This is a genomic window from Evansella halocellulosilytica (assembly GCF_002335745.1).
GTDB lineage: Bacteria > Bacillota > Bacilli > Bacillales > Salisediminibacteriaceae > Bacillus_CA > Bacillus_CA halocellulosilytica.
The window spans coordinates 3,664,062-3,677,352 of record NZ_NIST01000001.1 but is presented as its reverse complement, the minus strand read 5'-3'; the positions used below and the strand labels follow the sequence as shown (position 1 = coordinate 3,677,352).

Genomic DNA, 13,291 nt, shown 5'->3' with positions numbered 1-13,291 from the left:
TTTGATAGAAGTATATATTGATGGTGCAAGTGCTGGAGATCCAGGTCCTTCTGGAGCAGGTATTTATATTAAAGGAAATGGTGTCCACCTTTCAAACTGTATACCTTTACGTACCATGTCTAATCACGAGGCTGAATTTCATGCTTTTGTACATGCTTTAGAAATTTGTAAAAAACATGGATTTACATTAATTTCTGTAAGGACAGACTCTAAATTGTTAGACGAAGCATTCGATAAAAAGTATGTAAAAAATGAACCGTACAAATCGTTGTTATCGCATGCGTTACAAGTCGTTGAGAACCATTTCGATTATGTCTTTATGAAGTGGATCCCGAGTAAGCAAAATAAACAAGCAGACCAATTAGCTAAAAAAGCGATACAACAATTATTGGATAAAAATGTCACTTGATCCTGTGTTATTTCTTGTGGTATAATAAATTTTGTCGCTCAAAAGACAACCATTTGTGTTTGGATAATCGCTGCACGTTTTCGTGTAGAGGAAAGTCCATGCTCACACAGTCTGCGATGACTGTAGTGTTCGTGCCTAGCGAAGTCATAAGCTAGGGTAGTTCGGTTATGACTGAACTAACGGCAGGGAATATACCTAAGTTCCTATGAATATGGTATATATACCTTGAAAGTGCCACAGTGACGAAGTCTGATTAGAAATGATCAGAGTGGAACGAGGTAAACCCCACGAGTGAGAAACCCAAAATTTGGTAGGGGCACCCTCAGGAAGGAATTGAACAGAATGAGGGACAGACAATGAGGAGTTGTCTGTAGATAGATGATTATCACTTTCGTACGAGGGATGACTGCCCGTTTGCAGTACGAAAGCACAGAACATGGCTTATAAAACACACTTGGTGTCGTAACAAAGCTCCTCGACTAATTCGTGGAGTTTTCTTTTACATAAAATAGTTCATCATTTATAATCTGTATATTAAGCTCGGCATATTGCCGAGCTTTCTTTAAAGATTCATTTTCATAACGGAATGTATCACTGGTTTATAATAAAAAGATGATATGTGTAAGCATTTGAATTAAAGTAGGTGAAAAAGTGAAAACAGTTAAATTAATTGCAACTGCAGCAATGGGGTTAGAGGCGATTGTTGCAAATGAAGTTCGTGAGCTAGGCTATGAAAATGTACAAGTTGAAAATGGGAAAGTTATTTTTGAAACAGATTCTGTCGGAATAGCACGTGCAAACTTATGGCTACGTACTGCTGATCGCATAAAGGTGATTATTGGAGAGTTCCATGCCGAAACATTTGAAGAATTGTTTGAAAAGACGAAAGCGTTACCTTGGTCTGAATACATTACAAAAGATGCAGAATTTCCTGTAATCGGCCGTTCCGTCAAGTCAAAGTTATTCAGTATTTCTGACTGCCAGGCTATCGTAAAAAAAGCTGTTGTCGAAAGCTTAAAGCAAAGTTACCATATTGACTGGTTTGAAGAGCAAGGACCGCTGCACCGTATCGAGGTTGCATTATTAAAAGACAAAGCGACATTAACGATTGATGCAAGTGGAACAGGCCTTCATAAACGAGGGTATCGTTATTTACATAATGAAGCTCCTTTAAAAGAGACGTTAGCTGCAGCAATGATTAAATTAACGAATTGGCATCCTGACCGGCCATTTTATGACCCATTTTGCGGATCAGGTACTTTGGCAATTGAAGCGGCGATGATAGGGCAAAATATTGCTCCTGGAATTAATCGTGACTTTGCTTTTGAACAGTGGGATTGGTATGAACAAGGATGGATCGACCGTGCATTGGAAGAAGCAGAAGATTTAGCAAAGTATGATCAACCTCTTAATATTGTAGGTTCTGATAACGATCATAAAATGATTGAACTAGCAAAGAACAATGCAATCGAAGCCGGATTTCCTGATTTAATCCAATTTAAGCAAATGCAAGTAAAAGATTTTCGAACAAATGAGGAATATGGAGTGATCGTTGGAAACCCTCCTTATGGTGAACGGATGAATGAACGAGCGTATGTGGAAAATTTATACCGCCAGATGGGGATGACATTTAAACCACTCAACACATGGTCAGTATACATCATTACTTCGTACCCTCATTTTGAAAAAGTGTACGGACAAAAAGCAACGAAAAAAAGAAAGCTGTATAATGGAAACATCAGGACTGATTACTATCAGTATTGGGGGAAGCGGCCTCCAAAGTTAAATAAATAATTTATATTGAAGACTGTCTCGTAAGCGTAAAAAATTTGCTTGAGCCAGTCTTTTTTTTATTTGGCTGTTTAAAGAGTCTTTTATTCTGATAAAGGTATAATGATTGAGACTTCCACTGCAAATGCTACAAACCTTTCATCTCACAAACTTTTCGTTTTGTAGTCCAAATACTCATCCGACTCCTGAACATTTATTTTCTTAAATGATGGATACGAAATGAACATAAGTTTCTTTGATAACAAAAGCCCTTTAATGAGATACAACTTCCCCCAACTCGTTTTTTCTATGTATGCTAATCGGATGTTAAATGCCATCATTAAGAGCGCCAGGCGGTGACTCAGGCGGGAAAAGCAATCGTCGAAAATCCCCTAGGTGCACACAGTGTGACATCTAGGAAGTTGAAGCATTGCCCGCAGCAAAGAAGACACTACGAATGCAAACGAAGTGCAGCACGAGTAGATGTCGCACTTGTGCTTTGGAGTGAAAGCGTCCGCCTATAGCGATTACGAATTCTATATGATTATGAAAAGGGATATCCTCGAAAAATTAATGACACGGACCAACTTAAATAAGGTCCCTTAAGGGACTCGGGTGGTAAAGTGCCCTTATAGGGCGAAATTAAAACTGCCCGTTTTACGGGCGGATACTTAATTAAATAGTATGAATGACATGTTTTTGGAAACTATATGTAAAAGATCTTTTTAAAGAGAGGAAGATGAAAATGTCAGAGCCTTTTAATAATATTCAGCAAATAGAAATGGCTATTAAAGCAGCTCAAAAAATGGTTGGAAGTGCGACAATGAGTATGGACCCAGATCAACTGCAAACAGCTACTAAAGCCCTTGATGATGCAAAGAACCAATTAGAAATGGCAAAAAAATATGATCTTGATCATCAATTTGTAGATTACTCATCAACGCTAATTGAACAACTTGAAAACCAAGTTGAAGAAGCAAAACGATAATGAAGTAGTACAAATTTGCCTTTGAAAACATATAAAACTTAAAACCCCTCTTTAACTGCTTTATTGGAACAAGTATAATAAAGGTGTTAAGGGGGGAAGGTCATGAAATCAATATTAAAAGATCGCCTTGGCAGACCTTTGAGGGATTTAAGAATATCAGTGACGGATCGTTGTAATTTTCGCTGTCGCTATTGTATGCCACCTGAAATTTTTGATAAAGATTATCAATTTCTTCCTAAAAAGGAGATATTATCTTTTGAAGAAATAGCGTATTTGTCTAGATTGTTTGTGAAAATAGCCGGGGTAAAGAAATTACGTATTACAGGAGGAGAGCCATTAATGCGTAAAGACTTGCCTTTATTAATGAAACAACTAAATGAAATCGATGGCATCGACGACATCGCGATGACGACAAACGGGTCACTATTGCCCCGTTATGCAGCTGAGCTAAAGGAAGCAGGTCTCCATCGAGTTACGATTAGTTTAGACTCTTTAAACGACGAAAAATTCCGTTATATTAATGGTCGGGATATTGGTGTTAGTCAAGTGTTAGCAGGGATTGACGACGCTTTAGAACACGGGATGCAAGTGAAAGTTAATATGGTCGTAAAACGCGGGATGAATGATGATGATATTTTACCGATGGCTCGTCACTTTAAAGAAACGAAAGCAATTTTACGTTTCATTGAATACATGGATGTAGGCAATACGAATGGCTGGAAGTTAGATCATGTCATTAGCAAAAAAGAAATATTTAATATGATCCATGCAGAAATGCCTCTTGAACCTGTTGATCCGAACTATACTGGGGAAGTTGCCGATCGCTTTAAATATAAAGGATCAGACCATGAAATTGGTATCATTTCATCTGTTACAGATGCATTTTGTTCAACATGCTCAAGAGCAAGACTATCTGCTGATGGAAAACTAGTCACTTGCTTATTTGCATCAGATGGTCATGATCTTCGTCATATATTACGCTCCGGTGCGACCGAAGAGCAACTCGTTTCTTACATTCAATCGATTTGGGAAAAAAGAGATGATCGTTATTCTGAAGAGCGTCTTAAGCATACGGAAAGTCAAGAATTTAAAAAAATTGAAATGAGTCATATAGGAGGATAATAAAACCGGGCGTATGTTTGACGCCCGGTTTTAATTAGGATTTGTGACATCTTCTATTTTGTGATTCGTAAAAGTCATCTCTTGTTTATCTGAATTATAATCGATAACCATCCCATCGAAATACCACTCATCATCTTCACTTACACAGAAGGAAATGCCATGAATGATTTGTTGTTTATATTCGTTATCAGGCTTGCCTTGATAAACGCCCGCAGAAAATCCACCAGATCCAACTCCCCCAACTCTGACAAACAAAGTTAAGAAATCACCTTTTTGCAATTGCATTTCATGTTTATAAAAATTTATGGCTGATTGTGTGACCGTTAAATCCATTTGGTTTCCTCCTCATTATGAATGTGAAACAACATCAAAATTCTATTATAGGCTATGAAGAAGCGTTATACAAACTACAAACACAAAGTTAAATATACTGAAATATAAATCAATTTAGGTTATGATTATAAAAGGAGTAAAACTAAATATATGAGGAGGAACTATTTTGGGAAAAGAATCAGTCGAGCAGTTTAAAAGCTATGTAAAGAAAATGATGGACTTTCAAGAAGCTGCTGGGTTAGCAGCATGGGATCTTCGAACAGGAGCTCCGAGAAAAGGGGTACCGCAGAGGTCAGAAGTACTTGGTACGCTGTCTTCTGAAGTTTTCCGCATGTCGACTTCAGAGCAAATGAAGCAGTACATAAAGAATCTTAAAGAGGCAAATACGTGGAATGAATTAGAAGATGTTACGAAAGCATCTGTATTAGAGTGTGAGAAGCGCCTAAAGAAATTTGAAAATATTCCCGAAAAAGAATATCAAGATTATGTTGTGTTAACAGCAAATGCTGAAGCAGCATGGGAACAATCGAAAGGGAAAGGAGATTTTGCTTCTTTTCAAGATTACTTGGAAAAAATTGTCGATTATAATCGGAAATATGTTGAGTGGGTCGGTTACGAAGGGAATAAATACAATGCGTTATTAGATGATTATGAACCAGGCTTAACTGTAGAAACGATTGACAGAGTATTTGGTCAGTTGAAAGAGGGGATTGTTCCTTTAGTAAAGGTCGTGACCGAAGCAACAAATAAGCCAGAGACTGACTTTTTATTCAAGCCTTTCTCGGAGAAAAACCAGGAAGCATTAAATAAAGAAATATTAAAAGCGATGAATTATGATTTTGAAGCAGGACGATTAGATACAACCGTGCACCCATTTGCTATCAGCTTAAATCCTGGTGATGTTCGTGTGACAACAAAGTATGATGAAAATGATTTTAGAACAGCGGTATTTGGTACGATTCACGAAGGCGGACACGCGCTTTATGAGCAAAATATTGATACGAAATTTGTTGGAACACCTTTATGCAGAGGTACATCGATGGGAATCCATGAATCACAGTCACTATTTTGGGAAAACTTCGTAGGAAGAAATAAAGCATTCTGGGAAAAATATTATGATCTATTAAAGGAGTCTGCTCCTGGACAGTTTGATAATATCGACCTTGAAACGTATTATCGCGGGATTAATGTAGCTGGTCCGTCGCTAATTCGTATTGAAGCGGACGAGATGACGTATTCTTTGCATATTATTTTAAGGTATGAATTAGAGAAAGCACTAATAAATGGAGAACTAGAAGTAAAAGACTTACCAGAAGCATGGAATAATAAAATGGAAGAGCTTCTTGGTATCCGACCATCACATGATGGAGAAGGTGTATTACAAGATGTACATTGGTCTGGTGGATTATTCGGATACTTCCCATCCTATGCTCTCGGATATGTTTATGCTGCACAGCTTAAAAACGCAATGGATAAAGATATCGAAAACTTTGATGAATTGCTACGTCAAGGTAATCTATCTCCAATTAAAGAATGGCTCACTAAGCACGTTCATCAATATGGAAAGAGCAAAGAGCCATTAGAGATATTAAAGGATACAACTGGAGAAGAGATCAACGCCTCTTACTTAATTAATTATTTACGAGATAAATATCACGCTGTTTATCATCTTTAATCATAAAGATTATGAATATACGAAAAACACATGTGTTCTCATATTGAAAACTCATGTGTTTTTTGTTTTTTCATTTTAACTAAGAGGTGAAGTCATGAAATTCCAAAGTAATATTTCACGTACCGTAATTGAATATCAAATTATACTCAAAAAAGCTAAGGAAAAGCACAAAAAAATCAGTAAGAGAAAAGACTAACAATCATTTATTTAAAAATGCAATAATATCAAGTTTTTTTATAGGACATATTTAAATAAAATAATCCAATTGTACCAGCGATAAAAACAGGAAGTGATAAATAGACAATAGGCATGAACCCTAGTAATAAACCAACAAGGTTACCAATACCAGAAATTAAATAAACGATCGCTAATACAATGATAAATGAACGTTTTTTTAACATTTCCTACCTCCGAATAAAAGGTTGTCTCTTCATAAAAAGAGTTTAGTATTGTATTCAATGTGATATAAAAAGATGATATTATTTTTTACAAGAGGATGTTCAAAAAGTCCGGGAAAAATTGCTTTCGTATCTCTAAGTTGTCTCGTATCTCCGTTACTCACGTTATAACACCATACGTTCCGCGACTCAAAACTTAGTGGCCTTGATATACTCGCTTTTTTTGTCACCCTTTTTGAACACGCACTACAAGAATATAGATTAACATTTTTTCACTCATTTTTACATGGATAGGTGCACTTGAAAGGAGTCGTAATCATGATCAACTTTACAGGAGTGAAGAAAACGTTTCCAGACGGCACTGAAGCAATTAAAGGAATTGACTTTACAGTGAAGGAAGGAGACTTCTTTGTTTTAATTGGACCGAGCGGTTGTGGAAAAACGACAACAATGAAAATGGTCAACAGGCTTATTGACCCTACTGAAGGTTCTATAAAAATTAACGGCGAAAACATTCAAGAAATGGATATAAAAAAACTTCGTTGGAATATAGGCTATGTACTTCAGCAAATTGCCCTTTTTCCACATATGACGATTGAAGAAAACATTGCGGTTGTTCCTGAGTTAAAAAAATGGCCTAAAGCAAATATTCGTCAACGTGTTGATGAATTAATGTCGATGGTTGGGCTGGACCTGGATACATATCGGACAAAAAAACCAAATGAGTTATCAGGTGGCCAACAGCAGCGTGTCGGTGTAATCCGCGCGTTGGCAGGTGATCCTGATATTATTTTAATGGATGAACCATTTAGTGCGTTAGACCCTATAAGTCGTGAACAATTACAAAAAGATATAAGACAGCTTCAAAAAGAAATAAAAAAAACGATCCTATTTGTCACACACGATATGGATGAAGCCTTAGCATTAGGAGATACAATTTGTGTCATGAAAGAGGGCGGAATTGTTCAAATCGATACTCCTGAACAGTTGTTACATGAACCAAAAGATGAATTTGTAAATGAATTTTTAGGAGACAGAAAGGATCCCTTACATGTAAAACTAAAACATCTTCTTCTTGAAGAATCACACTGGGTTGTGAGTGAAGAAGGTTTATCATCCGTTTCACCTAACGATCAAAAATTTGTAGCAGATTCTAGCGGAGCTTTTGTTGGTTTGTACAATGAAGGAGTGATAAACACCGATTTTGAACAAACTTTACATGAGGATAGTACATTAAGAGACGCAATACGTGCGTTTAAGAAGACTGATATGGTCGTTTTGCCCGTTACAAGAAATGATAAGTTGACAGGAACGGTTTCCTTAAAGGATATTACCTTTTATTTAGAAGGGGAACTTCATGATGGGAGGCTTGTCTAAATGGGACAAATACAAACATTTTGGAACTTGCTTCTGCAGCGTAACGACTTATTGGTTCAGGCTTCATGGGAACACATACATATGTCATTAATTTCTTTGCTTCTAGCAGTATTTATTGCTGTTCCATTAGGTATTTACTTATCAAAACAAAAACGATTTGCCGAATCTGTAATAGGAACATCTGCTGTTTTACAAACGATACCAAGTTTAGCTTTGTTAGGCTTTATGATTCCTTTGCTTGGCATTGGGACAGCTCCTGCGATCGTCGCTTTAACTGCATACGGATTATTGCCTATTTTACGAAATACATATACAGGTATTAATGAAGTAGATCCATCACTAATGGAAGCCTCTAGAGGTATGGGTATGGGTACATTTAAACAACTGAATAAAATTCAACTCCCGCTTGCAATGCCGATGATTATGGCTGGTATTCGTACGTCTATGGTTTTAATTGTCGGAACTGCAACTTTAGCTGCCTTAATCGGTGCAGGTGGCTTAGGCGACCTGATCATGTTAGGGATACAAAGAAATAACAGTTATTATATTTTGTTAGGTGCGATTCCAGCAGCATTACTCGCACTTTTCTTTGATGCAGTATTAAGGTTTACTGAAAAAAAGTCTGCTGGCCGAACAATTAAACCATTTATCATCGTTGTATCAGTAGCAGTCCTTGTTGTTTTAAGTCCAGTGTTGCGAGATATTACTTTTTCGTCTGGAGACCATCATGAAGAGATGATCGTTATTGGAGGAAAGCTCGGTGCAGAACCAGAAATTATTATTAACATGTACAAACTGTTAATTGAAAATGAATCTGATATCTCGGTCGAAATTGAACCTCGATTAGGGAATACAGACATCGTTTTCCAAGCATTACTCAATGGGGATTTGGATGGGTACTTCGAGTTTACTGGAACAGCGATTGCGAATTTATTAGAAGAAGATATTGAGAGTAATGATCCAATGGAAGCTTTTGCTCATGCTAGAGATGGAATGTACGACGAATATAATCTTGTTTTTCTAGAACCGTTTGGCTATCAAAACACGTATGCTTTAGCTGTTACAGAGGAAGTTGCTGAAGAACATCAATTAGAAACAATTTCAGATTTAACCGAAGTTGAAGACGAACTTACTGCTGGTTTTACTCATGAGTTCTCTGACCGTATGGACGGCTATTTAGGTGTTCAACAATTATATGACTTAGATCTTGCGAATGTCCAAACAATGGATGCTGGTTTGCGTTCAGGAGCTTTAGTCTCTGGAGATGTCCAAGTTATCGATGCGTACTCAACAGATGCATATATGATTGAATATAATCTAGTCGTATTACAGGATGATCTAAATTTCTTTCCGCCTTATAATGGCGCCCCATTGTTTAGAGAAGAAGTTCTAGAAGAGCACCCTGAGATTGAAGAAATTCTAAATAAATTGTCTGGTAAAATCTCAGAACGTGAAATGCAAGAGATGAATTACAGAGTTGATTATGACGACGATGATGCATATATTGTTGCAAGGGACTATTTAGAAAAAGAAGGATTAATAAGTGAATAAATCGAATAAAATAGGGAAAAGGAAATAGGGGTGACACATCACCTCTTTTTTTCATTAACGACTGCAAAAGTTCTAGGGGATGAAAAAAGTTACCCCTTAGAGGAGGGATTGATATGTTCGAAAAGATTTTATTAGCGGCTGACGGTTCAAGTCATTCCCAACGTGCTGCAGATAAGGCGATATTTATTGCTGAAAAAGTTGAAAAATCAATGATTACACTCATTCATGTCATTGATGAACTCCCCTCAAGTTCACGTATGTTCGATGAAGAAATTCCTCCTCGTGCAGTACCGGAACAAAGTAAGAAAAGAGTAGAATTAATCGAACAGAAATTAATAAATGCTGGAATTTTTTTTAAAGTGAAGCATTTATTAGGGGAACCAGGTCCAACAATCGTTCGTGAAGCTAATGAAGGGAATTACGATCTAGTCGTTATCGGGAGCAGAGGTTTAAACCAGTTTCAAGTAATGGTATTAGGAAGTGTCAGTCATAAAGTAGCAAAACGTGTGAAAGTTCCTGTTATGATTGTGAAATAATCGTTTATACTATCATAAGTCCCTATAAGATAATGTTAAAAAAGTTCTTTTAGAACACGCAATATAACTGTTTAATGTGAAAAGGAGTTAAAAAAATGGATAATCCAACTCAAGAACAAATTAAATGTATACTGGAAAATGCAAAACGAATTGCGATCGTAGGTTTGTCTGATAATGAAGCTAGAACATCTTATCAAATTGCGGAAGCTCTTCAACAAGCAGGATACGAGATTATTCCGGTAAATCCGAATGTTGATGAAGTGTTAGGAGTAAAGTCTGTCGCCTCGTTAAAAGATATTGATGGACATATTGATATTATTAACATTTTTAGAAGAAGCGAGTATTTACCTGAAGTCGCAAAAGATGCACAAGGTATTGATGCAGACGTATTTTGGGCACAACTTGGCTTATATAATGAAGAAGCGTATAATATAGCAGAGCAGTCAGGGTTTACAGTCATCATGGATCGTTGTATTAAAGTCGATCATGCATTATTAGTGAAATAGTGATTTTTAAGACATTGTTTTTATTAGTATGGTAATGACAGATCATGATAGTCTATGAAGGCACTTCATTGAGAAGTGTCTTTATCATTTATGAGGTCCAAATAAAAGGTCGTACTTGTTTAAAATCATAACAATAATTGACAAACTTTACCTTCTTTTTATACATTAATATGTGCCTTATGTACACAGATTGAAGTTTTTTCAACGTTATTTATCGAAACAGTGCTGTAGTTGTGGTATGTTATATATTAGCTTATAGAGTAGATTCACAAGATCAGGGGATATTTGGTAAACATATACACACAGAGTGGTACCTAGAAAGTTGAGGCATTGCTCTGTGGTTATATCCGTCAACCGGGCAATATGCCACGTCCTGTGGCATGACGGGCATTAGGACGTCCTGTCCGTCGAGGCAAATCGCTAGATCAGATCTTCGGCTAAAACCCCCGCGTCCTGCGGGGACGCCGGAGTCACCACATCCGTGTGAAAGCTCGTGTAGGAAACGCTCGTGTCTGCTAGTCTAGATAGCAATCGAGAGATTGAAATTTTATACTTTCTTATCTTTTAAAAGAAAGGGTGTCCTCGAAAAAACGTTAGGATAACCATGTATAATTTCATGAGTACGAATTAGAAAGGAGAAATAATCATTGCCGACAAAATCTACATTTGAATATAATGATGATGCTATTCAAGTTCTGGAAGGTCTTGATGCAGTTCGAAAAAGACCGGGGATGTATATCGGTAGTACTGATCACCGAGGGCTACATCATCTCGTTTTTGAAATTGTTGATAACTCCGTAGATGAAGCATTAGCGGGCTATGGAAATAAAATTACTGTAAAAATACATAAAGATGAAAGTATTAGTGTGCAGGATGAAGGGCGAGGCTATCCGACAGGCATGCACCAAACAGGCCGACCTACTCCGGAGGTCATTTTAACCGTGTTACATGCCGGAGGAAAATTTGGTCAAGGCGGTTATAAGACGAGCGGCGGTCTTCATGGTGTTGGAGCGTCCGTCGTAAACGCACTTTCAGAATGGCTGGAAGTGACCATTCACCGTGATGGAAATATATATAAACAACGCTTTGAAAAAGGTGGTAAACCTGTTACGACATTAGAAAAAATCGGAACTACTAGAAAAACGGGGACGACTGTACACTTCAAACCGGACCCGTCAATCTTTAGTACAACAACATATCAGTACGATACGTTAGCAGAACGTTTACGTGAATCGGCTTTCTTATTAAAAGGAATCGAAATCCAGCTAATTGATGATCGCCCAAATAAAGAGACGACCGGTGAAACGTTTTACTTTGAAACTGGAATCGAAGCCTTTGTAGATTTTTTAAATGAAGATAAAGAAACACTTCATCCGGTTATTTCTTTTCAAGGAGAACATGAAGGAATTGAAGTGGACTTTGCTTTTCAATATAATGACGCTTACACAGAAAATGTTCTCTCATTCGTCAATAACGTCCGAACAAAAGATGGTGGAACTCACGAACTAGGTGCAAAATCAGCTGTCACGAGAATCGTGAACGAACATGCTCGCAAATTGCAGCTTTTAAAAGAACGTGATAAAAACTTAGACGGTAATGATATACGAGAAGGATTTACTGCGATTATTTCGGTTCGTGTTCCTGAAGAGAAGCTGCAATTTGAAGGACAAACGAAAGGGAAACTTGGTACTCATGAAGCACGGGCTGCAGTAGACAATGTCGTAGCTGAGAAGCTTACTTACTTTTTAGAAGAAAACCCTGATTTCAGTAACACACTTATTCGTAAAGCAATTAAAGCTTCACAAGCTCGTGAAGCAGCAAGAAAAGCGCGTGAAGATGCTCGTAGCGGAAAGAAAAATAAACGAAAAGATGCGATGCTTAGTGGGAAGCTTACACCAGCGCAATCAAAGAACGCGAGTAAAAATGAGTTGTATTTAGTTGAGGGTGATTCTGCGGGGGGCTCTGCCAAACAAGGGCGCGATCGTAAATTCCAAGCTGTCTTACCACTTCGTGGAAAGGTTATAAATACAGAGAAAGCAAAGCTTGCAGATATTATGAAGAATGAAGAAATCAGGACGATTATTTATGCAATTGGCGGTGATGTCGGAGCTGATTTTGATATTGAAAATATTAATTATGACAAGATTATTATTATGACCGATGCTGATACGGATGGAGCTCATATACAAGTCTTGTTGCTAACGTTTTTTTACAGATATATGCGTCCACTTATAGAAGCTGGAAAAGTGTATATCGCGCTGCCACCTCTTTACAAAGTGAGTAAAGGAGCAGGCAAAAAAGAAAAAATTGAATATGCATGGGACGAAGACGGACTAAAAGGTGCGATTGATAAAGTAGGTAAAGGTTATACATTGCAACGCTATAAAGGTCTTGGAGAAATGGATGCAACACAACTTTGGGAAACGACGATGAATCCTGAAACAAGAACGTTAGTCCGTGTTCGAATCGACGATATCGCCAGAGCAGAACGCCACGTATCTACGTTAATGGGAGATAAAGTAGAACCACGCAGAAAGTGGATCGAATCACATGTTGCGTTCGGTTTAGACGAAGAAACAAATATACTAGACAATGATAATTTACTTGTCACAGAGGAGGAGTAATC

Annotated in this window: 12 protein-coding genes and 1 other RNA gene; 11 read left to right on the top strand and 2 right to left on the bottom strand. The window is 37.4% G+C overall.

The window, feature by feature from the left end; translation table 11 throughout:
- The first annotated feature begins 1 nt into the window (after window position 1).
- The 5 genes from CD001_RS17515 to moaA all read left to right on the top strand — a co-directional run bounded on the left by CD001_RS17515 (window position 2) and on the right by moaA (window position 4,289).
- Window positions 2-409 carry a reverse transcriptase-like protein gene (locus tag CD001_RS17515; RefSeq protein WP_096188904.1) on the top strand — a complete coding sequence of 136 codons (408 nt, stop codon included), beginning with the start codon at window positions 2-4 and terminating at the stop codon, window positions 407-409.
- 55 nt (window positions 410-464) lie between these two features.
- Window positions 465-858: RNase P RNA component class B (gene rnpB / locus CD001_RS17510), an RNA gene on the top strand.
- Window positions 859-1,060: 202 nt separating this feature from the next.
- The gene (locus tag CD001_RS17505; RefSeq protein WP_096188903.1) at window positions 1,061-2,203 is read left to right on the top strand and encodes a THUMP domain-containing class I SAM-dependent RNA methyltransferase; all 1,143 of its coding nucleotides are present in this window, start codon (window positions 1,061-1,063) and stop codon (window positions 2,201-2,203) included.
- Window positions 2,204-2,924: 721 nt separating this feature from the next.
- A complete protein-coding gene (locus CD001_RS17500) occupies window positions 2,925-3,167 on the top strand; it encodes a DUF2564 family protein (protein WP_096188902.1) in 243 nt (80 codons plus the stop codon).
- Window positions 3,168-3,269: 102 nt separating this feature from the next.
- A complete protein-coding gene (gene moaA / locus CD001_RS17495) occupies window positions 3,270-4,289 on the top strand; it encodes a GTP 3',8-cyclase MoaA (RefSeq protein ID WP_096188901.1) in 1,020 nt (339 codons plus the stop codon).
- Window positions 4,290-4,319: 30 nt separating this feature from the next.
- Here the strand turns inward: moaA and CD001_RS17490 are convergent, their stop codons facing one another.
- Window positions 4,320-4,622 carry an iron-sulfur cluster biosynthesis family protein gene (locus tag CD001_RS17490; protein ID WP_096188900.1) on the bottom strand — a complete coding sequence of 101 codons (303 nt, stop codon included), beginning with the start codon at window positions 4,620-4,622 and terminating at the stop codon, window positions 4,320-4,322.
- Between the two features lie 166 nt (window positions 4,623-4,788).
- Between CD001_RS17490 and CD001_RS17485 the strand changes: the two genes are divergently transcribed.
- Window positions 4,789-6,297 (top strand): carboxypeptidase M32, encoded by a 1,509-nt coding sequence (locus tag CD001_RS17485; RefSeq protein WP_096188899.1) that lies wholly within the window; start codon window positions 4,789-4,791, stop codon window positions 6,295-6,297.
- A gap of 224 nt (window positions 6,298-6,521) precedes the next feature.
- Here the strand turns inward: CD001_RS17485 and CD001_RS26520 are convergent, their stop codons facing one another.
- Window positions 6,522-6,698 (bottom strand): hypothetical protein, encoded by a 177-nt coding sequence (locus CD001_RS26520; protein ID WP_179298802.1) that lies wholly within the window; start codon window positions 6,696-6,698, stop codon window positions 6,522-6,524.
- 315 nt (window positions 6,699-7,013) lie between these two features.
- Between CD001_RS26520 and CD001_RS17480 the strand changes: the two genes are divergently transcribed.
- From CD001_RS17480 to parE, 5 genes are all read left to right on the top strand, one after another.
- Complete coding sequence (locus CD001_RS17480) at window positions 7,014-8,072, top strand: ABC transporter ATP-binding protein (protein ID WP_096188898.1); 1,059 nt, start codon at window positions 7,014-7,016, stop codon at window positions 8,070-8,072.
- Complete coding sequence (locus tag CD001_RS17475) at window positions 8,073-9,623, top strand: ABC transporter permease/substrate-binding protein (RefSeq protein ID WP_096188897.1); 1,551 nt, start codon at window positions 8,073-8,075, stop codon at window positions 9,621-9,623.
- A 113-nt stretch (window positions 9,624-9,736) separates the two neighbouring features.
- A complete protein-coding gene (locus CD001_RS17470) occupies window positions 9,737-10,159 on the top strand; it encodes a universal stress protein (protein WP_096188896.1) in 423 nt (140 codons plus the stop codon).
- Between the two features lie 95 nt (window positions 10,160-10,254).
- Window positions 10,255-10,665, top strand: coding sequence for a CoA-binding protein (locus tag CD001_RS17465; RefSeq protein WP_096188895.1), 411 nt, complete (start codon window positions 10,255-10,257; stop codon window positions 10,663-10,665).
- Window positions 10,666-11,312: 647 nt separating this feature from the next.
- Window positions 11,313-13,289, top strand: a complete 1,977-nt coding sequence (gene parE, locus CD001_RS17460; protein ID WP_096188894.1) for a DNA topoisomerase IV subunit B — start codon at window positions 11,313-11,315, stop codon at window positions 13,287-13,289.
- The last annotated feature ends 2 nt before the right edge of the window (window positions 13,290-13,291 follow it).